The organism is Paenibacillus sp. J22P165 (assembly GCF_059692015.1).
Genome location: NZ_JCAUAP010000006.1, coordinates 36,896 through 60,248 on the forward strand (window position 1 = coordinate 36,896; position 23,353 = coordinate 60,248).

Sequence of the window (23,353 nt, forward strand, 5' to 3'; positions counted from 1 at the left end):
ATGTGCGTAACAGATAGATTGGTAATTATATAATATCCAAAATAAGGATGCCTATTCAAAAATTAAGATGCTGAAAAAGGGATAGGGGCTTCTAAATAGAAATAAATGTAGGAAGCTATTTCTTGGGGGGGCCAATGGACATTATTCATCGAGATGCAGATTTTACGAACGCGATGTTGTTTGGAACATACATCATGGTTCTATTGGATGGCAAAATGATTGGCGGCGGACTTGTTGCTGGGTTTGACGCAACCGAAGTGGAGGTAGGGAGCTGTCGATATTTGCGCAGTAGCTCCACCTTCGTAATAGCACCACCACCGCAATGCTCGATACATCCATGAGGTAATCAGAGTTATGACAGAAAAGACGTTCCGATGAGTCCATCGAACGTCTTTTCTGTCGTATGAATCACACATGCACTGCGCGAAAATCCCTGTATTTCTGCAGAAAATACATGACATTAGTCATATAGAACTAATCTATCATGGGTAATTATATCTATTTACTTATCTTTTTATCCCGATTATAGTCATAGGTAAAATATATATTACATATTTAAACAAAAATCTACTTTAAGTGATGAATCGGGAGATATTTCCAAGAGGAAATACACATTTTTAATGACTCAACTAGAAGGTGATTGGGATACTTAATCATGCTATGAATGACTCCTTGCTAGAAATGTATGTCTTCGAAACGACACAACTCACGGAACAGTTAGAGCAGCTTGTGCTTGCTGGTGAGAAGTTACATGGGTTTAACCTCAACGCAATTAATGAAATATTCAGGATCATGCATACAATTAAAGGATCCTCGGCCATGATGGGCTACACACAAATTGCTGCTCTTGCCCATGCGATTGAGGATGTATTTGCCTATCTGAGAGCAGAGCAAGTCGAGCTAATGGACTTCTTCTCGCTTTCGGATGTAATTCTGGAAAGTACAGATTGGATAAAAAGAGAGATCGATAAGGTCAAAATGTTCTCTCCTGTAGATGGGGAAGCCAGCTTCATCATTGAACGTCTCCACGACTATTTGCATGATCTAAAACAGCTTGGGCTTCAACATCATTTGCATGTCTCAACACCCTCACTGCACAGCTATGAAGCCATTCTCTATTTCGAGGAAGACTGTCAGATGGAGAATATTCGTGCCTATAATGTGATCCACCAGCTTCATGCGATCACAGACAACTTCTCTTATATCCCCAAAGATATTCTAGAGAATGAAGAAACCATTCCATATATTCGTGAACATGGTTTTCATCTTGTTTTTCAATCGGTACATACATATGAACAAGTACATATCCATTTGGCTGATACGCTTTTTTTACGGCAATTGGAGCTTCAGGTCGTAAAGCGGGAGTCAACGTTAGTTGACCAAGAGGAAGAACGTCCCCTAGTTGGAATGGAACAAGATGAGATTCAAACTTCAAATCCTTCAGTCAAAGCGACGGGAGCAAGTCTCATTCAAGTACATGTTGCCAAGCTGGATCAACTCATGGACCTGGTTGGGGAACTCGTCATCGCTGAAGCCATGGTCACACAAAATCCGGATCTAGATCAGCTGCAACTGGATAATTTTCATAAGGCATCTAGACATTTACGCAAAATTACAAAAGAACTTCAGGATGTCGTCATGTCCGTACGCATGGTTCCCTTAACAGCGACATTTAACAAGATGAATCGGGTCGTCCGTGATATGTCTAGAAAATTGGATAAAGAGGTTGAGCTGCGCATTCTAGGTGAAGAGACTGAGGTTGATAAAACAATTATCGAACAAATTTCAGATCCCCTGATGCATCTGGTGCGAAATGCGATTGATCATGGGATTGAAAACAAAAATGAACGGCTAGCAAGCGGTAAATCTGCTATTGGAATCGTTACTTTGGAAGCGAAGAACGCAGGAAGTGACGTATTGATTATTGTGAAAGATGATGGGAAGGGGTTGAATAAAGAAAAACTACTGCGCAAAGCACTGGAGAAAGATATTCTTCTACGATCTGCCGATGAGATGCTAGATAAAGAGATTTATCAACTTATTTTCCATCCAGGCTTTTCTACGAAGGAGGAGATTTCTGAATTCTCAGGCAGAGGCGTGGGCATGGATGTTGTTGCCAAGAATATTGAAATGGTTGGCGGCTCCGTGTCTATAGACAGTGTTGAGGGTGAAGGAATCACCGTTACCATCAAAATTCCTCTGACTCTGGCCATCATTGATGGCATGAATATTCGTGTTGGTGCATCGCGCTATACGATACCTACATCCGTCATAAAGGAATCATTCCGTCCTGTGGAATCTGATCTCCTTGCAGATCCAGATGGTCATGAAATGATCATGCTGAGAGGGCAATGTTTGCCAATTGTGCGTTTGCATCGCTGTTTTAAGGTGCAGACACCGATTACAAATTTTACGGAAGGCATTATTGTGATTGTGGAAGATAAGGAGAAGGTACTCTGTCTTTTCGCAGATGAGCTCTTGGGTGAACAGCAAGTTGTTGTAAAGTCACTGCCTACCTATATAAAAAGAACGATCCGCATTGGCGGAATTGCAGGGTGCACGCTGCTTGGGGATGGGAATATTAGCTTAATTTTGGATATTGCGGAATTAAACAAATGATGAGAATCCAATGTACAAGTGTTCTGTAGAACGCAAGGGGAGTGGGGACAATGGAAGTGAAGGATGATCTGTTGGTACGAGAGCAGGAGGAAGACACGCAAAAAGGAAAGTACCTTGCTTTTTCATTAGGTAACGAAACCTATGGGATTGAGATTCGATTTGTTACTGAAATCATAGGTATGCAGCCGATTACAGAGGTCCCTGAGCTTCCTGATTACATGAAAGGCATCATTAATTTAAGAGGCAAGATCATTCCGGTCATGGATATGCGCTTGCGGTTCAAGAAAGCATTTCGAGCGTACAACGATCGTACATGTGTCATCGTCATAGATATCGCCGATTTATCTATTGGGCTTATCGTGGATAGTGTTGCAGAAGTGCTCATGATCCCAGATCATGACATTGTCCAGCCTCCGGATGTTAATGGTGGGCGAAGTCGATACATCAAAGGAATAGGGAAGGTAGCAGGGGATGTGAAGCTGCTTCTGGATTGTAATCAAATTGTGAATGACGACATTACAGAACAATTGGCCAATATACACTAGGGGGCGGTTACGCATGTTCACAGGATTAGCAAAGCTAAAGGTAAATATGAAATTGTTTATTGGTTTTGGTAGCATTATTGCCGTTGGAACTGTCATGCGAGCATTTTTTGAAGTTTCAGATCTGTCTATCCTAGGAACTGTCGTTATTCTGTCTATCCTTCTGGGCCAGCTCATTGCGAGCTCGATAACCAAGCCGATAAGCCGTCTTAGTCATGTTATTCGGCAAATGGCAGTAGGCGATCTGCGTGTTGGGTTTGATAGTACTGCTTCAAGCGAATTCACGGAGTTAACCTCAGCAGTCGCACAAGTGGCTGTCAGCATGCAAGAACAAACGTGGGATGCAGCAAAAATTGCACAAGGCGATCTCACGGTCAATGTGCAGATTAAGTCCGATCAGGATGAGCTTGGTAAAAGTATGAAACAGACCGTAGACACCCTGCGGGAATTGCTCGCTGAGATGAACACAATGTCCAAAGAACATAACGCAGGTGACATTGATGTCGTTGTTAACGTGAACAAATTTAAGGGTGAGTACAAGGTGATGGCTCAAGGCGTTAATGATATGGTGGCAGGCCATATTATTGTGAAGAAGAAGGCTATGGCTTGTGTGGATGAGTTCTCGAAAGGGAATTTCGAAGCTGAGTTAGAGACATTTCCAGGTAAAAAGGCTTTCATCAACGAAACGGTGGAGCGCTTAAGAACGAATGTGAAAAATTTCATCAGCGAGATGAACAACATGTCCAGTCAACATGAAGCTGGTGATATTGATGTGATTATTCCAACGGACAAGTTTGCTGGCGCATATAAAGTAATGGCTCAAGGCGTTAATGATATGGTGGCAGGCCATATTACGGTGAAGAAGAAGGCTATGGCTTGTGTCGCCGAGTTCGCTATAGGCAACTTTGAGGCGAAGCTGGAACAGTTCCCAGGGAAAAAAGCTTTTATTAACGAGAATATTGAGCTGCTGCGTAAGCATTTAAAAGATATTAGTCAAGAAATTAACCGATTAATTGATTCATCGCGCGCGGGGTTATTGAATGAACGTGGGGACGTAAGTCGATTTACTGGTGACTGGGCTAAAATGGTAAGCGGACTCAATGGAGTCATTGATGCGATGATTGCACCTATTCAAGAAGCTTCTCTCGTCCTTGAGGAGATGTCTAAAGGTAATCTCACTTCGAGTGTGAAGGGGGATTACAAGGGGGATCATGCCAAGATCAAACATGTATTAAATGATACGATTACAACCCTTTCATCTTATATTTCTGAGATTTCGGAAGTCATGACACAACTGGCAAACGGTGATATGGACGTAGAGATTAGAAATGACTACCGTGGGGATTTCCTATCCATCAAGACTTCTCTCAATCACGTTGTCTTCTCTTTCAATGATCTCTTGCATGAGATGAACAATACCGCAGGACAAGTTGCTTCTGGCTCTCTACAGGTATCGGGAACAGCGCAATTGCTTTCACAAGGTGCAACGGAACAAGCCAGCTCGATTGAACAACTAACAGCTTCCTTAGAGGAGATTGGTGCTCAGACGAAACAAAATGCATCGAGTGCGAATGAAGCGAGTGCATTAGCTGAAAAAGCCAAGATCAATGCAGTTCAAGGCAATGAACAGATGCAGCATATGTTGAAAGCCATGGTGGAAATGAATGAAGCCTCCGGCAATATTTCTAAAATCATTAAAGTGATTGATGAAATTGCCTTCCAAACCAATATTCTGGCATTGAATGCGGCAGTTGAAGCAGCGCGTGCAGGTCAGCATGGCAAAGGGTTTGCTGTTGTAGCGGAGGAAGTGCGCAATTTGGCGGCAAGATCGGCGAATGCGGCCAAAGAGACGACGGTGTTAATCGAAGGTTCCATTCGTAAGGTAGAGGATGGTACGAAGATCGCTAATGAGACCGCTGGGGCACTCAATAAAATCGTAGAAGATGTCGCAAAAGCTGCAGATTTGGTTGGAGAAATTGCTGTCGCCTCTAGTGAGCAAGCTACAGGGATTACCCAAATTAATCAAGGGATTTCGATTATTGCGGAGGTTACGCAAACGAACTCGGCTTCTTCGGAAGAAAGTGCTACCGCTAGTGAAGAGCTGTCTACACAAGCTGAAATGCTGAAAGAGATGGTGGGGCGTTTCAAACTCAAGAAGACAGCCTCCTCCATATTACGTGGACAGGAGGAATCGATCTTCCCTGTACAGACCTACGATACACGCAGAGGAAATGCGATGAAGTCAGCTCGAGCGGAGGTTGCCGCAACATCGGCTTCCAGCAATCGATATAAAATTGTTTTAAGTGATAGAGAATTCGGCAAATATTAAAGCTACAGCGGAGGGGCTCATGAAGAAGCTTCCTCCGCTTCTATATATCGAGGGAGGTCGCTCGTTGATATGCTTACAATTACCAGAGATGAGTTTACACAACTAACCGACTATATCCACAGAAACTATGGGATTGTCATTAAAGAAGACAAACAATCATTATTAACCGGGCGACTCCATCATGTGTTAATTGAGCGTAATTTGGCATCTTTCGGAGATTACTATACGTATTTAATCAATGATCGGACTGGGCGGGCTGCCGATACATTGCTTGAACGCATAACGACGAATCATACTTTTTTTATGAGAGAGCAGCCGCACTTTCAGTTTTTAAAAAACGAGGTACTACCTTATCTGCGTGAGACGATTACGGATCGAGACTTGCGAATCTGGAGCGCGGGTTGTTCAACGGGGGAAGAGCCCTATACGCTGGCGATGCTTCTGAATGATTTCTTTCAGTCAGATAAGCGTCAATGGGATAAAAATATATTAGCCACAGACATTTCCAGAAAAGTACTGGAAACAGCTTCCTCAGGGATTTATACGAATGACAGCTTACAATCGCTTCCCATACATTGGAAAATGAAATATGTAACGCGAATTGACTCGCAATTCTCGGAAATAATCGAGCCTATTCGGCGGGAAGTAACGTTTCGTCAATTTAACTTAATGGAGCCCTACTATCCGTTTAAGCGGAAATTTCATACGATCTTTTGCAGAAATGTCATGATCTATTTTGATCACAAAACGAAAATGGAATTGATCAATAAATTTTATCAAAACTTAGAAAAAGGCGGATATTTATTTATTGGTCATTCAGAGTCCATTCCACGAACAGAATCTCCTTTGCGATATATCATGCCAGCTGTCTATCGAAAGGAGTAGCCATGATGGTGCAGCCAACTAGAAGAATTAAAGTGTTAATCGTGGATGACTCCTTGATTTATCGCCGACTGCTGGCAGAGGGACTCGCGGCGGATCCTAGCTTTGAGGTCGTTGGGACAGCGGTAGATCCGTTTGATGCGAGAGATCAAATTATGGCACTGGAACCGGATGTGATGACCTGCGATATTGAGATGCCCAAAATGAATGGCATTGAATTTATTCGCAGGCTGCTGCCGCAGGTTGCATTGCCAGTCATTATGGTAAGTACGGTGGATAAAGCGGTGTTGGACGCGCTGCATTTTGGAGCTGTAGATTTTGTTGTAAAGCCGCAATCGAACTCAGCATTAAGGATGGAGCAATTTATTGCAGAAATCAAAATCAAGATCAAACTGGCTGTCGGCGCTCGCATATCTGTACCCAAGCCGTTGGTGCAAACAGCTGCGCTCCCTAAGGATGTTCGTTCTTTGGCGGAAACAAGTTATCGTGTAATCGCCATAGGCGCCTCTACCGGCGGGACAGAAGCGATTAGGACCATCTTGCAGGAGCTTCCTCCCAAAATGCCCGGCATTGTAATCGCGCAACATATTCCCTCAGACTTCTCCAGAATGTTCGCTGAACGGCTGAATAAAGTGACACCTTTTGCTGTGAAAGAGGCACAATCCGGTGACTTTATTGTTCCTGGTCAGGTGCTGGTTGCGCCTGGCAATCGGCATCTGCGCGTCAAGCAAACTGGCGCTAATTATCAAGTGGAATGTGTGGAGGGGGAGCGGGTTAGCGGTCATTGTCCCTCAGTAGATGTGCTTTTTCAATCGGTTGCAGAGGTTCTGGGTAAACGCGCAATAGGTGTACTCCTCACGGGTATGGGGAGCGATGGCGCGAAAGGACTGCTGGAGATGCGATCCAAGGGGGCACGAACAATCGGGCAGGATGAACAGACTTCCATTGTGTACGGTATGCCAAAGGTAGCCTATAACCTTGGAGCCGTAGAGCAGGAGATATCCTTGCATGCAATGGCGAGAAAGCTTGTGTCCTTGTTATAAAGGGTTCTGCATGAAAAAGAGCACCTTCTAACCGAATGGTTAATAGGTGCTCTTCGTGGTGCTCGCCTTATTTGCTCGCGGCAACCGTCTCTATTTCTTTAACACTTTGATAAATGATGTTGAACAACTCTTCCAAGTTGCTTTCTTCAATGCAAGAGAAGGCAACGCGCAGATCTGTCTCGCCTAGCGCGATTGTACCTACACCATGTTGATTCAACAAATGTACGCGCAAAGCTTCGGCATCAACAGTTTTGAGCTTCAAGCACATGAAATAGCCGGAGTTGAACGGGTAGTAGCCCCATGCATCGTCAAACTTGCCGCTGTCCAAGATGGACTTCGTACGGTTCGCGCGACCTTTCATGATGTCGTATTTCTCTTGCTTTTGAGTTTTGAATTCTGGTGAATTCAAAGCATGAAGCACGAAAGTTTGGGAAGGATGCGGTCCGCTGGAAATGGTTGCACGGATAATCCCCATTGTTTTCTGTTCAAGCGCAGCAAGAAGTGCATCGCTTTGACCCGCATAGGTGATGAAACCTACACGGAAGCCCCAAACGTACTCTTCTTTGGTTGCCCCGTCGATTTTGACCGCAAGCACACGAGGATGCAGGTCAGCCAATTGACCGAATAAGGATTCATGCAACGAATTTTCGAAGAAAAGACCGAAGTAAGCATCGTCAGTAAGGACAACGACGTTGATACCTGCTTCTGCAGCTTCTTTGATCGCCGCTGTGATAGCATTGCCATCTTCTGCATCAGGCGTGTAGCCTGTAGGATTGTTCGGGAAGTTCAAGACAACGATCGCTTTGCCTTTGGATTTCTGAGCGAGAAGCGCATCAAGCAAGCCTTGGGAATTAAAGCGCTCTTGTTCGTTATAGAGCGGGTAGTTCACGATTTGGGCGCCGCGGCGAATCTCGAAAGTGAGCTCGTAATTTTCCCAATTTTTATCAGGAATAATAACCGCATCACCAACGTCTGCAAAAAGATCAGCAGCGATACTTAGACCATGCGTCAGCGCATTCGTTACAATCGGGTTACCGATAAGCTTGTTGCCAATGCCCGGATTTTCTTCGAGCATTTTTTTGCGCCAAGCAGTACGAAGCTCAGGCTTACCAGCAGGTGGAGCATATTCATATATATCTTTAGGATTGTAAGTGGAGAGTGTATCTTGAATGACCTTCAGATGCATGGGTTGACCATTTTCGATTGCAATACCGATGGTAGCATTGAATTTCTTAGCTTTGGTCTTCGCTTCAGCCGATTGGCTGAGAATGCCTTCTTTCGGGAAGTAAATCGATTTACCTAATGCAGAAAGCATGTCATGTACGTGAGAATTTTCACGTTGCAGGGTCTCGTTTAACTGACTTGCCAAAGGATTCATAAGATTGGGTCATTCCTTCCAATGAGCGATTCATTTTTTCCCAGTTATTATATCACTTTCACACCTGCACGTCACTGCGCTAAATAAATTTTCTACGAAACGATAAGAAAGAAGAAGCAAGTGCCTTGGAAGATCCCATCCCAGTCACTTGCTCTTGGTTTATTTGTCTAAAAAGCCTTCTAATCGTTGCTTGACCTGAGGCCACTCTTTGTCGAGGATGCTGTACATGACGGTGTCTCGCACATAACCATCATACATGACACGATGTTGCCGGAGGATACCTTCCTTCTGGGCTCCTAGACGTGCGATAGCTGCTTGGGAGCGTTCGTTGCGAAGGTCTGTTTTGATTTGAACACGAAGCAGGTTCAGAGATTCAAAGCAATAGCGAAGCAACAAATATTTGCATTCTGTATTCACGCGTGAGCGCCATACGCTAGGATTGTACCAGGTATGCCCGATCTCCATATTCCGATGAGGAACGGAGATATCAAAGAGTCGCGTACAGCCGACAATCGTATCGGTAAGCCGGTCATACACACTGAAAGGGATGCCTTGTTGTGCCTCCTGTTCCTTCAGCGCTTGTTCAACAAACGTGATGACTTCAGTTGGGCTCAGCAGGGGCGTCATAATGTTCGTCCAGATAGCAGGGTCATTCGCAGCTTCCGTCAGGCCAGGAATATGGGATTCATGTAGGGGAATCAGGGTAACACGCGTTCCTTCAAGAATAGGTGGCTGTAGATTCATTGTTCATTTTCTCCTTACCTGTGAATTGTGAATGAATGTAATGTGATTTTAGTTAGCATACGGTATAATTGGATTAATAAAAAGAACCAATATGACTTAATTTATATGTACCAATTTAGAAGGAAAAGATGTGGTTGGATGGCTATCTATTTGCCTTTTCAAGCGTACCTTACACGATATCCAAGTAAATATGCAGCATTGTATCACGCGCTTCGCGATGAAATCGTCGGAAATAAGCTGAAGATGTCCACCAAATTGCCAGCTAGTCGAGAATTGGCTGATCAACTTGGTATTTCTAGGGGTACAGTTAATCAAGTGTATGATATGCTGATCGCTGAGGGCTATTTACAGGCAGATATTGGAAGGGGGACCTTCGTCGTTTACGCTGACGGTCAAGTGATGCATGAGGCGAAGACGGGGAAGACTATTGAATTGTCGGCATGGGGCACTAGGGTGAGCGAAGCCGAGATCGGTGGAAGTAGTGAGTCGAGGAAAGAGAAAGAGCGTGCGGGTCAGTTCGCAGAAGCGGAGATTGCTTTCGTGGTGGCGCGGCCGCAGATGGACCAATTCCCGCGGGAGCAATGGAACCGCGGCATGTACGAGCAGGTGCGGCGGATGACGGAGTCGCCGCATGAGGACGTTCACATCGCTGAGGGGCACTACGCGCTTCGCGAAGCGATAGCGCTGCACCTAAGGCGGATGCGAGGCATTGATGCGCTCCCGGAGCGCATCGTCATCGTCAATGGGTCGATGCAGGCGATCGCCTTGCTGACCCAACTGCTCGTGAACCCGGGCGATCCCGTGGTGCTGGAGCGCCCCGGGTATCAAGGCGCCAGCCGCGCGGTGCTGGCGGCTGGCGGTGTGCCCGTCCACGCGGCGGTGGACGAGCAAGGGCTGATCCCGCAGCCGTGGGACGCCCGGCTGCTGTTCGTGACCCCCAGCCGCCAATTCCCTACGGGGGCGGTGCTGGGACTGGAGCGCCGCCAGCAGCTGCTGCGCTGGGCGGCGGAGCAAGGAGCTGTCATCGTCGAAGACGATTATGACAGCGAGTTCAGGCACCGCGGGCGGCCGATAGAGCCGCTCAAGGTGCTGGACCAAGAGGGCCGAGTGGTCTACATCGGCACCTTCTCTAAGACGATGCTGCTGGACCTGCGCATCGGCTATGTCGTGCTGCCGGAGGCACTGCACGACGCATTTGCAGCCGCGAAGCGGCTATACGAGCCGCACCCAACGGGGCTGCTCGAACAGCGCTCGCTCGCCGCCTTCATGGCGAGCGGCGGCTACGAGCGACACCTGCGCCGCATGCGGCGGGTGTACGCGAGCAAGTTCTTGCTCCTGCAGGCGCTGCTGCAGGAGCAGCTGTCCACCCTCTTCGACTGGGTGGACAGTGACAGCGGGCTGCATCTGTTCGGTTGGTGGCGCGGAGACCTGCTCTCCTACAATGAGTATGCAGCTGCGTGTCGCGCGGCCGGCGTGACATGGACGGACGCTGGTAACTATGCGCTCCCTGCGGGGAGAGCAGGAGCCTGCTTCGGGTTTGCTCATTTGACGGAAGCCGAGATCAGGCAAGGTGTCAGCCGGCTCCGTTCGATCTACAAACCATAAAAAGTCTCTATCAGTGCGCAAAAGAAGTCTTTTGGGCGATTGCTTTGATTGCAATAGGTTGTATGATATCATCTAACATGTGGTCAATTAAATTATTTTCGTAGGAGTGATCCTTAGTATGGCAGGATTAAATGGTGGGGGCACAAGTGTCATCGTGCGTTTGGAAATACATAAAGAGCTCGTAACCTTTGGAAAAATTGCAACAGCCATTGGCGATGCAGGCGGAGATATCGTGGCGATTGACGTCACAAGAGCTAGCAAAACGACGACAACACGTGATATTACAGTCAAAGTTAGTGATCCCGAGCATACGGAAACGATTACGAAAGTACTGAAGGGCATTCCAGGTGTTCGCATCATCAACGTGTCAGACCAGACCTTCCTGCTTCATTTGGGCGGTAAAATTGAAGTGACCCCTAAAGTACCGATTAAGAATCGGGACGACTTGTCCCGCGTATATACCCCAGGAGTTGCCCGGGTTTGTATGGCAATTCATGAAGATCCAAGTAAAGCACATTCCTTAACAATTAAAAGAAATACCGTTGCTGTTGTTTCAGACGGTACAGCCGTTCTTGGCCTTGGTAATATTGGTCCCGAAGCGGCAATGCCTGTCATGGAAGGGAAAGCGATGCTTTTTAAACAAATGGCAGGCGTAGATGCCTTCCCGATTTGTTTGGACACGCAAGATACGGAAGAAATTATTCGTACTGTAAAAGCAATTGCACCAGGCTTTGGCGGAATTAACTTGGAGGATATTTCATCGCCTCGTTGTTTTGAAATTGAAGAACGCTTGATTAATGAGCTTGATATTCCTGTTTTCCACGATGATCAGCATGGAACGGCTGTTGTCATTCTAGCTGGGCTGCTGAATGCAGTTAAGCTGGTAGGCAAGCAGTTGGAATCTTGTAAGGTTGTTGTCACAGGTATCGGGGCCGCTGGTATCGCTTGTACCAAAATGCTGATTTCAGCTGGTGTTACGAATGTCATTGGTGTAGATCGTCAGGGAGCGATTGTGCGTGGAGAGACGTATACGAATTCTGCTTGGGATTGGTATGCGGCGAACACGAATCCTAATGAAGAACGTGGAACGTTATCAGATGTTATCTCGGGTGCAGATATTTTCATCGGTCTTTCAGGACCAGGTGTGCTCAAACAAGAAGATGTGAAACGTATGGCCGCAGATCCGATTGTGTTTGCGATGGCCAATCCAACGCCAGAAATTACCCCAGAGGAAGCGGAGCCTTATGTCCGCGTTATGGCGACAGGACGTTCGGATTACCCGAATCAAATCAACAACGTACTTTGTTTCCCAGGTATCTTCCGCGGCGTTTTGGACTGCCGTGCATCGAAGATTACGCAAGAAATGAAGCTTGCAGCAGCTAAGGCAATTGCAGCTGTTGTCAGTGAGGACGAGCTGAATGAGTACTATATTATTCCGAGCGTATTCAACCATGCGGTTGTTGAGAAAGTCAGAGAAGCTGTTATGGAAGCAGCGTATGAATCTGGTGTCGCTCGACGTCGGAGTCAACGTGAGGGACACGAAGCTCATCACGATTCATAGAAAAAAGCAGTTCGGTACAACGCTGATCCAGCGTGGTGCCTGAACTGCTTTTTTTGTTGGTTTGTATGATCTAATTTGCAAGTCGCATCATTGCTAATTCTTACGCATGTTCTTCTGTCCATTCTTTCAGCTTACGGTCTGTCGGAAGCAGGAAAGTAAGGATCCCAAGTAGAGGCAAGAATGCACATAGCTCCATTACGCGTGTGGTTCCAATGGCATCACACAGGTTGCCTAATACGACACTGCCAATACCGCCAAGACCGAAGGCTAATCCTGTGATTAGGCCGGATACGGTTCCGACTTTGCCAGGGAACAGCATTTGCGCATATATGACGGTAACAGAGAAGCTGGATAACAGGATGACACCGATAAGAACCAGCAGCACGTACGCCCAAGCAACGGACACATGCGGCAGTAATAAAGCGAAAGGTGCAGATCCTAACATGGAAAAGAAAATGACATTACGCTTACCGAAGCGATCTGCAATCGGTCCGCCAAAGAACGTGCCAACAGCTCCAGCCGCTAGGAATAAGAAAATGAAATTCTGTGCGCGGTCAATAGAGATACCATACGTATCTTGAAGGAAGAAAGCGAAGTAGCCGCTCATTGCTGCGCCGTACCAAGAACGAACAAACACAAGGAAAATCAATACACTAATTGCGAACATGACTTGCTTACGCCGCTGCGGATTAACCACACGTTTTACGACAGTTTTGGCCTTCACAGGCGCTTCCTGAAGGACAACCTTATACCAGCGTGCTATGTACAACTGAACGGCAATGGCGATAGCCGCGACACCGGTAAACCAGATAGATCCGAACAATCCCAGCGGAATGAAAATCCATTTGGTCATAATCGGAGCCAAGGATTGCCCGGCGTTGCCGCCGACTTGGAAAATCGATTGGGCTAAGCCTTTACGGTTTCCAGCGGCCATGTGTGACACACGTGAACCTTCTGGATGGAAGGCAGCCGAGCCTAGTCCGACAAAACAGACAGACAAGAGCACAACCCAATAAGAATGAGCGAAAGCAAGCAGCAGCATCCCGATTAAGGTCGATGTCATCCCAATGGGCAATATGTAAGGAGATGGCTTCCGATCCGTGTAGAGACCGACAACAGGCTGCATAATGGAGGCTGTAAAGTTAATGGCGAACTGCACCCAGCCGACTTGCGTGTAGCTAAGCCCCATTTCACTTTTTAAAATGGGAAAAATAGCTGGAATGACAGATTGAATGGAATCATTCAGCAAATGAACTAGCCCGATTGCGAATAAAATCCGGTAAACCGTAGGTTTGATATCTCCTGTTCCTTGCAAGCTCTTCGAGCTAGATTTAGGAGACGTTGTTGAAATGGATGCCATGGTTTTCTCCTCTCAGGTTCTGATCCCCGACTAGGTGTCTAAAAAACGTCCGATGTCTTCGCCCATTTTTACTTTGGAGCCTAACTTAAGATCAGTACGTGGTTCGAACATGCCATCTTCAAATAGCAGAACGACCGTAGAACCGAACTCGAAATAGGCGAGCTCTTGACCACGTTCAAGTTTATTCGGAAGCGGTGATACATATTGAATAGAGCTTACATTCAGTGCGCCGACTTTAACGACAGCTACTTCTCCGGTTGCATGTTGAATGAAGGTAATTAATCGTTCGTTGCGGCTAAGCACGCGCTTCATGTGACGTAAACCAAACTCATTTACCGGATACACTTTCCCGAGGACATGCTCTTTCTCCAGAATATCACCTGAAATTGGCGAATGGATACGGTGATAGTCAGTTGGGCTCAAGTACAAAACGAAATAAAAACCGTTGTTGTAATTGACTGTGCGCGGTGAGCGGTTAAGCAGCTCATCAATGGTATAGTCTTGACCTTTGACATTGACGATTTGGCCCTCTTTGATGTCGCCAATACCTGTAATCATGGCATCAACAGGACTTACAACGCGGGTCGTATCTTCGTGGATCGGGCGCAAACCTGGTTTCAATCGGCGAGTAAAGAAATCGTTCAAGGATTTATAATCTTTGATATGCTTCTCAGCGTCTTCAATAGGAATCCCATAGGTTTGGGCAAACCGAGGGATAAATAGCCGGCTTATTTTGGAACGGGCAAGGGCACCAGTCAATTGAGAAACCCATTTGCGTGAAGACAATTCGGTCAGTAATCGGAAAAAAGGTTTAGACATAGATCATAAACTCCTGTTCATTCGTTGGTTAGGAGGGACTTGGGTTTTCGGCCAAAGTTTCCTATTAGCGGTTCTTCGCTAATCTTGCCACAGAAAGGTAAAAGAATCAATTGCCGATTGTACAAATCCATTGATAAAGCGCGGAAGATTTTTGTATTTTCGACAGCAAAATCGTCAATGCTGTTGAAGAGGTGAAAGCGACAATGTCGATTATAATCGTTTTATTTGTTATTTTGATTCCACTAGTTATGTTGTGCAGTTCTTGGGTACTACAATCTTTCAAAGCTGTATTCGCAGGTGCAGCTGTGTTGTGCGCTTATGTCTTGGGTTCAATCATCGCTGTGAACGTGTACCAGATCCTTCGGGATGATACGGTTTTCATGACGAATATCCATGTTATTTTTACAAACAAGCTATTTCTATTCACAGGTGCCTATTTAGGAGCCTATGGCATTTATGTGATGTGGCATTGTTTCTTGCAAGAGCTTCGCAGTGAGTAAAGCGATAATTCAACGAATTCTAGGGGTAGAGCGTCTACTCTATAGAGTGGATTGTGAATGTAAAGGCAGGCGATTATATGAAACGAGCGTTATTCAAAACCATGCGTCGAATTGGAAGCGTAGGGGTACTTATGCTTTTTATTACGGGATGTACGTCACAACATGAAGCTCAGCCAAGTGGATCACCTGTTTCCAGTACACCGCAGGCGAGTGTCTCGCCGTCGGTCCATCCAACTGTTACTCCTACACCAACAAGTACAGTTACGCCATCTCCTACCCCAGTAGTTTCCATAAGTCTTCCAAAGATGTCTTTGGAGGAGAAGCTGGGTCAAATGATTATTGCAGGTATCGATGGTTACACGATGAATGAGGAAGCAAGGAGCTTGCTTACAACCTATCATGTAGGCGGTATTATTTTGTATAAACCGAATGTGAAGGATACTAATCAACTAGTTGGACTCGTCAATGAGTTGAAAAAGACGAATACCGTGAACAAGCTCCCGCTTTGGCTTGGGGTGGATGAAGAAGGTGGCCGGGTAACGCGTTTGCCTGAAGAAATTACGAAAACACCGACTAGTCAGACGATCGGGAAATCCGGTAAAACGCAACTGGCCCACAGTATCGGTCAATTGCTCGGAAAAGAACTAAATGCCTATGGGCTTAATATGGATTTTGCGCCTGATTTGGATATAAATAGTAATCCCAATAATCCGGTTATCGGTGATCGCTCTTTTGGTGCAAATGCAACACTCGTAAGCAGCTTCGGTATTCCGATGATGAATGGTATACAAGAGATGAAGGTCGTACCGGTGGTAAAGCATTTCCCGGGACATGGCGATACATCTGTAGATTCCCATATTGGCTTGCCTGTTGTTCAAAATGACCTTGCTCGTCTGCGAAAGCTTGAGCTGATCCCTTTTGCAGATGCGATTAAGCATCAGGCGGATGCCATTATGGTTGCGCATATTTTGCTGCCCAAAATAGATACGAAATACCCAGCCTCGATGTCGAAGACAATCATGACGGATCTTTTGCGCAAGGAGCTTGGCTTCCAGGGCCTTATTATGACCGATGATATGACAATGGGCGCTATTGCGGAAAATTATGAAATGGGAGAAGCTGCTGTGAAATCTGTGCTGGCGGGATCCAATATCGTGATGGTCGGTCACGATCCGCAGAAAGCGATTGCGGTTATTAATGCTTTGCGTACCGCTGTGCAAGCAGGGCGGATTCCGCTGGACACGATCGACCAGAGTGTGGCCGAAGTCTATAAGCTGAAGCAAAAGTACAAGCTTCAGGATATTTCGGTGACAGCGCCGGATCCGAAGCAGCTAAACGCTGAGGTGCAGCGTGTGCTGGCTCCGCTTAGCGCGAAATAAGATGGAAGTCGGCTTGGCTGTAAGTCTCTTGATCTCGGAATAACTGGAAAATATACAGCTAATTTCGAGCGATTCTAGTATTTATATGAAATAACTGGAAAATAGGAAGTTAATTTCTCGTTTTTCGTCTCGACTTGGGAGAATGATGGGAATTAACTGTAGAATTTCCATCTAATCATCAAAAAGTATGGAAAATGGCGAAAATAACTGGACTTTTTCCAGCTAATTGGCCTATGTGGCAGGGTGGGAGCCAGCAAGTGTCGGATAGAAGTAGTCCTAGTGGAAGTGCCAGAGAGTGTCGGATAGAAGTAGTCATAGTGGAAGAGGCCACTGCCGCTCAGAAGTAGCACGGTAAGCTTCCCCTCTCTCCACCACTCATCCTCACGAAAAAACACCGTACCCCCGAGTTAATGCTCGGGGGTACGGTGTTTTTTGGCTCTTAGCACGGGGGCGTGCCGCCGTCTAAGATGAATTTGGCATAGGCCATGGGATTAAAATAGGTGGCTCTCCAACATTCTTGCATATTTGCTTCACGGAAACTGTAACGTTGATCCTTCCCATTGCATTCGATAAACAAAGGGAAACCATCATCCCTCATCGCGATGTCCAATCCTAGATCAGCCAAATTCGGCAATTCTGTGCTTAGGTGCTGGGCGACCTGGAGCGCGAATTTCGTCATCTGTCGGCAGACAGCGTCTGGATCAAGCTGCGGGTAGTGGCTGCTCAGAATTTCAGATAAGGATATGACACGCCCGCCTTGCGCGACATTCGTTAGGAAATGCTTATGGGCGGCCACTTTGGCGATGATGCCTGTCACGCCCCATGCTCCATCGGTCCCGCGCTGAACGGAAATACGAAGGTCAAAGGGAGCGCCATCTACGGTGGCAAGCGGCAGGCATTCTTGAACCATATATTTGCCCTTAAGTATTCGCCTTTGAAGAATGCCTGGCAAGTGATGGCGGAACTTGAGTGTTCGCCAACTCCGATTGGTAAGTTTTAAATTAAGGGGATAGAGCAGTTTCCACACGTTACCTTGACGCGATAATTTCATCACACCGCGCCCAATGCTGGAATGGGTCGGTTTGATAATGAGTGTGTCATACGAGTCCATCATGGCCTTCACATTTTCAATTGTGGCGGGAAAGCTGCAGGGGAGATGGGGGCGAATGCTCTCATTTTTCCATAAAATTTCATGTATGCGCATCTTGCTATAGCGGTTCCAATGATTAAAGAGGGTAACACCCTGCTGTTTCCATGCTTCTAAAATTTTGGCTGATGAAGAGTCCAAATAAATAGCGCGATTATGAATGACTTTAGGGAGATCTGACCATTTTCTTTTGAAATGTTGGCCATCCTTTACATAGGCATGTACCTTCATTGTTTTCATATGAACATCATGAATTCGGAAATAACAAGGGGTAAGGCCATAGAGGTTGCAGGCATCCTCGTAAAATCGAATGGCTTCGTATTGTGTGTTCCCTAGAGGAATACCTGCGTACAAGGAATCGTTTACTAAAATACCCACATAGGGATTACTCATTGACTTCACTCCCTCTCTCATTGGGGCTTGCCTATTTGCCGAAGACGGAATCACTCTTAGTTTATGGAAAAAGAACGCTACTTGTTTGTACAAACGCTGATACTTTCTTGTCAAACAAGGACAGTAGCCTATGCTTTACCACTTTATCCGCATATGTATAGAAGAAGCAGCGAAAAGGGGCGGAGCCTAGCCCATTGAATCCAGGAGGTTTAGAACTTGAAGACTAAACGGCAGCCCAAATCAAACCGTCTCGTCATTGTCACACCAGGATCCTTTCCTATACCTTCTGGAACGAGCAGCTCGGTTGAGCAAGTGGTTCAGAAAACAGGGGAGCAATTGGTGAAAAGTATGCCTGTCGTGGTACTAGGACGGAAAGTATCCTATCAACCTTGGAAGGATATCCAACGTGGTGTATCGTATCAGCGAGTACCTTATCAGGGGCAAACCGCCTATATCAAACAGGTAGGTAAAAAAATCTCTGCTCTAAGTCCTGGCATTATTCAAGTGGATAATCGGCCGCGTTTCCTGCCCTTTCTTCGTAAACGAAATCCTCATGCCATAATAAGTCTCGTCCTCCACTCTACGTCATTTATTACAAAACCATATATATCTAAATCATCGTTAACCGTTTGTTTGCGTGATGCTGACGTCATTATTGTTAACAGCGACTTTCTTAAACGATTTTTGCAAAAAAAAGTGCCGAATGCTGCTCATAAAATTGTTACGCATTACTTAGGTGTTGATATTGCGCAATTCACGTCCAAATGGTCGGATGAAGGCATCAAATCTCGTAATGAAATGCGCAAAGGACTAGATTGCGAGCATCGCAAAATTATTTTATATGTGGGGAGATTGATACCTAAGAAAGGTGTGCATCATCTGCTGAAAGCAATGAAAACTGTTGTGAAGAGTGAACCAAACGCCAAGCTTGTTATCGTAGGGAGTGCATTTTATGGATCAAAGAGAGTGACAGCCTATGTAAGGCAATTAGTTAAAACGGCGAAAACGATGCCTAAACATGTGCTATTTATTCCATATGTGAAGCATCAAGATATGCCGAAATGGGTTCGTATTGCGGATGTTTTTGTTGCCCCCTCCGTTGGAAACGAAGCGTTTGGTCTTGTGAATGTAGAGGCTATGGCTACAGGTGTCCCCGTTGTTGCAACTCGAATAGGTGGCATACAAGAGGTTGTGGAGGAAGGTAAAACCGGCTATCTAGTAGAGAAGGACGTCATTGAAACAGAACTCCCAGAGCGTATCCTACGGTTATTAAAAGATGAAAGCCTGCAGCGGAAGATGGGAGAAAACGGCATAAAAAGGGTCGATAACTTGTTTACGTGGCAAAGAGCTGCTGAGGTGAGGTCAGATTTGTACACCCAAATGTTAAAGGCAACGGCTCTTGTCTAGGTTAGCGCACATTTTTGGGGGCTAATGTACTTATTAAGGTCAGAATGAATATGTTACCAATGATAAATCTTGGCGAATGGAGAGGAGTCATATGAATAAGCGTAAGAGTAGCACCACCCAGAAAGCGAACGTGCACAAAGTGAACTCCAATATGAACGAATTAAAATGGCTGGATGAGGCACCAATCAAGCAAGACAAAGTGGTTGAGCAACCCAAACTGATCGTGAAAGCCAACCCATCTTTGACGACAGAGAAGACAGACAAGACAGAGAAGACAGACAAGACAGAGTCAAGCAAAGTTTTGCATGTCTCGAAGGCTGCTGAGCAGATCACACCTGATTTGTTATTAACGGAGCGTAAAACAGGGAAATTCGTTGACCCCGTTGTTTATACAGATGACATTGTTGATGAAGCGGTAACATCGGATAAAATTGCAAGCCGCTCGATAGATGAAACGAAGATAAAACCGTTCAGCATTGGTGTCAGATCCATCAAGGATGGTGCCATCGAATATTCCAAGCTTGCCCAGGCTAGCGTAACCCGCCCAAAAATTGCCAACCAGGCCATCCATGATGAACATGTAGCACCAAACAGCATCGCAGGGGATAAAATTCAAGATAACACATTGTCTGGTGGGAAACTGTTCGATAGCTCCATTACAACTGCCAAAATTGCAGATAAATCGGTAGACGCCACGAAATTGGCGGACGGCGCCATTTTGCCACAACATTTATCTGAACTGATGATTACTAGTGAATTGATTGATCACCAAGCCATCACATCGGATAAAATTCTTAGCGGTGCTGTACAGACGAAGCATTTGGCGAATTATATTATTGATACGGCTAAGCTCATGGACGCTGCGATCACCTCTGCGAAAATTAGAGAAGGTGCAGTGACAGAAGATAAACTGGGTACGGACAGTATCAGTTCGATCCATATTCAAGCTGAGAGTATTCAAACAGATCATCTAAGGACTCACTCGATTACCAGTGATAAGCTCACTGATCAGGCTGTGACAGGTGCTAAGCTTGCTCCGCAAGCCGTAGATTCGATTCATATCACACAATCCGCTGTGAGAGGTATTCATATTGAGGGTGCGGAGGTAACCAGTTACCACATCGCTGATCAAGCAATTCGGACTAAACATATTGGAGAAGGCGCTATAGACGCGAAGCTCATTCAAGATGGAGCGATTACCGTTGCCAAATTAGGTGAGAAGATTGTAGCGAGCAGACATATCATACCGCAAGCTATTGAGTCTGGCCACTTGAATGATCTGATTATTTCCAGCAGTAAATTGCAAGACGGGGCGGTTACTGCGGATAAACTTGCCCAAGGTGCCATCATCGCCAAACATATTGGTTCCCACATGATACGGACTGAGCATCTGGATGAAAATGTGGTATCCAGCTCCAAGATTGCTGCAGGATCCATCATTACAGATAAATTGGCAGAGGGAAGTGTAGTCAATTCCAAGCTAAAGGACGAGAGCATCACCTCTAACAAAATTGCTTACCGTACCATTCTCGCCGCTCATTTGCAGGAAGAGATCATATCTGCGGGTCACATTGCGAAAGGAGCAATTGGTGAGAAACAAATCGACTTGCACGCGATTCATCGCAATCATATTGCAGACGAAGCCATCACAACGAGACATATACAAGAAGAAAGCATTACGACAAGTAAGCTGGCTGAGGAAGCTGTAACAACGGCGAAAATCGCGCCGCTGTCCATTGAATCCCGCCATTTGCAAGATGAAATTATCGAAGGTACGCATATTAAGCCAGGGTCGATAACTTCCGATCACTTGGCACAAGGCTCCATCACCCTGGATGTATTCGAAGATCGAAGTCTTGTGGGGAGTAAACTGCAGGAAAACGCAATCACCACAGAAATCTTAGCCGACGCTGCAGTCACGGGAGAGAAGATTGCGCGAGGTGCAGTAGGCTCATCACAGCTACAGTCGGAATCGGTGACTACGAGGGTCATTGAAGATGGCGCGATAACGAACACAAAGCTAGAAGATGAAGTAGTGACTTCAGAGAAGCTGGCGGATGGCAGTGTAATTAGTACCAAGATTTCGAACAAAGCGGTCAATTCCGAGCACATTATTGATGGGTCAATCACGGCTTCGAAATTAGCCAATGAAAGTGTGCATGGCAGCAAGCTGGCTGTTGGGTCGGTTGTTGCACGGCATTTGGCTGATGGTTCAGTCATCAGTTCGAAGGTGGCATTCCGCGCGATCAATAGTGATCACTTGGCAGAAGGAGCAGTCGTTGGTACCAAGCTGGCGAATGGAAGTGTTGACGGCTCGAAAATCTTGCCTGGTACAATAACAGACGAACATCTGTCGCTAGGCGTGGTGAACGGAACGAAGCTAGCGCATGGTTCTGTGAGTAACCAGCATCTCCTGGCCGGCGTTATTGACAATGAAAAGTTAGCTGTAAACTCGGTAGACAGCAGCAAATTGATCTCCGGTTCTGTACACAACTATCATATTGCAGATCACGCCGTGTACGGTGCCAAATTGGCGCCAGGCAGCATTGATGGAACGAAGTTGGCAGAAGGAGCTGTAAACAGTGAACATTTAGCTGATCAAGCGATAGATACCTCTAAGCTGGCATCTGGCAGCGTTGATAGCTCTAAAATTATTTATGGTGCGATTCAACGAGAGCATTTATCAGACTTTATCATTGATGGATTAAAACTTTCCTTAGGTTCTGTGACAAACAGCCATCTTGCTCCGGGTTCGATTGATGGGTTGAAGCTGCAAAATAGCAGTGTAGACAGTTCCAAGATTACCGATAAAGCGATTGGAAGTGTGCACCTGCAAGACGAAGCTGTCACTGGTGATAAGCTAGCTTTGCAAAGTGTGGATGGAAGTAAACTCGTCTGGGGTACGGTGAGTATGGAGCACCTGACGGATGAGGCTGTGACAGGATCGAAGCTAGCCGCTAACAGTGTGGATAGCGACAAAATTAGTGATGGTGCAATCCTTACAGCTAAGCTGGCTGATGGCAGTGTAGACAGCTATAAGCTGGCACAAGGAGCGGTAACCGATTTTCATCTCGCAACGGGCAGCGTTGATGGAACTAAGCTGCAAGCGGGGGCAATCACGAATCAACATGTAGCAGATGCGTCTATTAGCGTGAAGAAGTTGGCAGATAGTGTTGTGCGGACCTCTTCTGGGCAAAGAAATGTGTTGCAACAATTTGGCCTAGAGCCCTTCGTTATGAAGATTCAGGATGAAACCATCGAGCTGGTTCTCCAATTTGATGAGGAATATGCGAATACGAATTATGTGTTAACAGCCATCACGAATCATCCAGCATGTTATGTCATCGTTAGTCAAAAGTCTACAGGCAGCGCGGTACTGTCCATTATCCGAGCCAAGTTTTCACCTGATCAACAAGGTACTGTGAATTGGATTGCCATCGGTAAGACCAATTAATCATCGATTAAGTATTGAAGAAAACGGAGTTTCGCACCCAATGCGAGACTACCGTTTTTTTTTTTTTTTCTTGGTACCTGATAGATAGATGACCAATTTTCGTTTTAGTGATGTTCGTCCAATTTCCGTCTATCACCATAGCATATGATAGTAGAAATGGATGTGACTATGCACCATATCTAACTGATGAA

At 45.9% G+C, this 23,353-nt stretch carries 17 protein-coding genes; 12 read left to right on the forward strand and 5 right to left on the reverse strand.

Annotated features, from left to right (window positions below; translation table 11 throughout):
• The first annotated feature begins 134 nt into the window (after positions 1-134).
• The 6 genes from AC58QM_RS15370 (at position 135) to AC58QM_RS15395 (ending at position 7,415) form a co-directional block, all read left to right on the forward strand.
• A complete protein-coding gene (locus AC58QM_RS15370; protein WP_497285371.1) occupies positions 135-341 on the forward strand; it encodes a hypothetical protein in 207 nt (68 codons plus the stop codon).
• A 319-nt stretch (positions 342-660) separates the two neighbouring features.
• The gene (locus AC58QM_RS15375) at positions 661-2,619 is read left to right on the forward strand and encodes a chemotaxis protein CheW (protein WP_497285372.1); all 1,959 of its coding nucleotides are present in this window, start codon (positions 661-663) and stop codon (positions 2,617-2,619) included.
• Between the two features lie 50 nt (positions 2,620-2,669).
• A complete protein-coding gene (locus tag AC58QM_RS15380) occupies positions 2,670-3,164 on the forward strand; it encodes a chemotaxis protein CheW (protein WP_497285374.1) in 495 nt (164 codons plus the stop codon).
• Between the two features lie 13 nt (positions 3,165-3,177).
• On the forward strand, positions 3,178-5,490 hold the full coding sequence (locus AC58QM_RS15385; protein WP_497285376.1) for a methyl-accepting chemotaxis protein: 2,313 nt from the start codon (positions 3,178-3,180) through the stop codon (positions 5,488-5,490).
• A gap of 69 nt (positions 5,491-5,559) precedes the next feature.
• Positions 5,560-6,375: a CheR family methyltransferase gene (locus tag AC58QM_RS15390; protein ID WP_497285377.1), complete on the forward strand. Its 816-nt coding sequence runs from the start codon at positions 5,560-5,562 to the stop codon at positions 6,373-6,375.
• A gap of 2 nt (positions 6,376-6,377) precedes the next feature.
• Positions 6,378-7,415 carry a protein-glutamate methylesterase/protein-glutamine glutaminase gene (locus tag AC58QM_RS15395; protein WP_497285379.1) on the forward strand — a complete coding sequence of 346 codons (1,038 nt, stop codon included), beginning with the start codon at positions 6,378-6,380 and terminating at the stop codon, positions 7,413-7,415.
• Between the two features lie 67 nt (positions 7,416-7,482).
• Here AC58QM_RS15395 and AC58QM_RS15400 read toward each other — a convergent pair whose 3' ends face one another.
• Together AC58QM_RS15400 and AC58QM_RS15405 are read right to left on the reverse strand one after the other, a co-directional pair.
• The gene (locus AC58QM_RS15400; protein WP_497285381.1) at positions 7,483-8,793 is read right to left on the reverse strand and encodes an aminotransferase class I/II-fold pyridoxal phosphate-dependent enzyme; all 1,311 of its coding nucleotides are present in this window, start codon (positions 8,791-8,793) and stop codon (positions 7,483-7,485) included.
• 159 nt (positions 8,794-8,952) lie between these two features.
• A complete protein-coding gene (locus AC58QM_RS15405; RefSeq protein ID WP_497285383.1) occupies positions 8,953-9,537 on the reverse strand; it encodes a GNAT family N-acetyltransferase in 585 nt (194 codons plus the stop codon).
• A gap of 138 nt (positions 9,538-9,675) precedes the next feature.
• On the opposite strand from AC58QM_RS15405, the gene pdxR reads away from it, so the two are divergent.
• Positions 9,676-11,142: a MocR-like pyridoxine biosynthesis transcription factor PdxR gene (pdxR, locus tag AC58QM_RS15410; protein WP_497285385.1), complete on the forward strand. Its 1,467-nt coding sequence runs from the start codon at positions 9,676-9,678 to the stop codon at positions 11,140-11,142.
• A gap of 118 nt (positions 11,143-11,260) precedes the next feature.
• Entirely contained in the window at positions 11,261-12,703 is a 1,443-nt protein-coding gene (locus AC58QM_RS15415; protein ID WP_497285387.1) for an NAD-dependent malic enzyme, read from the forward strand.
• 100 nt (positions 12,704-12,803) lie between these two features.
• Here the strand turns inward: AC58QM_RS15415 and AC58QM_RS15420 are convergent, their stop codons facing one another.
• Positions 12,804-14,063, reverse strand: coding sequence for an MFS transporter (locus AC58QM_RS15420; RefSeq protein ID WP_497285389.1), 1,260 nt, complete (start codon positions 14,061-14,063; stop codon positions 12,804-12,806).
• Positions 14,064-14,093: 30 nt separating this feature from the next.
• A complete protein-coding gene (gene asd, locus AC58QM_RS15425) occupies positions 14,094-14,882 on the reverse strand; it encodes an archaetidylserine decarboxylase (RefSeq protein ID WP_497285390.1) in 789 nt (262 codons plus the stop codon).
• A gap of 203 nt (positions 14,883-15,085) precedes the next feature.
• Between asd and AC58QM_RS15430 the strand changes: the two genes are divergently transcribed.
• Positions 15,086-15,382, forward strand: a complete 297-nt coding sequence (locus AC58QM_RS15430) for a transposase (protein ID WP_497285392.1) — start codon at positions 15,086-15,088, stop codon at positions 15,380-15,382.
• A 77-nt stretch (positions 15,383-15,459) separates the two neighbouring features.
• On the forward strand, positions 15,460-16,761 hold the full coding sequence (gene nagZ / locus AC58QM_RS15435) for a beta-N-acetylhexosaminidase (protein WP_497285394.1): 1,302 nt from the start codon (positions 15,460-15,462) through the stop codon (positions 16,759-16,761).
• A gap of 439 nt (positions 16,762-17,200) precedes the next feature.
• Here nagZ and AC58QM_RS15440 read toward each other — a convergent pair whose 3' ends face one another.
• Complete coding sequence (locus AC58QM_RS15440) at positions 17,201-18,301, reverse strand: YheC/YheD family endospore coat-associated protein (RefSeq protein ID WP_497285396.1); 1,101 nt, start codon at positions 18,299-18,301, stop codon at positions 17,201-17,203.
• Between the two features lie 216 nt (positions 18,302-18,517).
• Here AC58QM_RS15440 and AC58QM_RS15445 point away from each other — a divergent pair, with 216 nt between their 5' ends.
• Both AC58QM_RS15445 and AC58QM_RS15450 read left to right on the forward strand, forming a co-directional pair.
• Positions 18,518-19,708 (forward strand): glycosyltransferase family 4 protein, encoded by a 1,191-nt coding sequence (locus AC58QM_RS15445; protein WP_497285398.1) that lies wholly within the window; start codon positions 18,518-18,520, stop codon positions 19,706-19,708.
• Positions 19,709-19,799: 91 nt separating this feature from the next.
• Entirely contained in the window at positions 19,800-23,162 is a 3,363-nt protein-coding gene (locus tag AC58QM_RS15450; RefSeq protein WP_497285400.1) for a WIAG-tail domain, read from the forward strand.
• Positions 23,163-23,353: the final 191 nt, after the last annotated feature.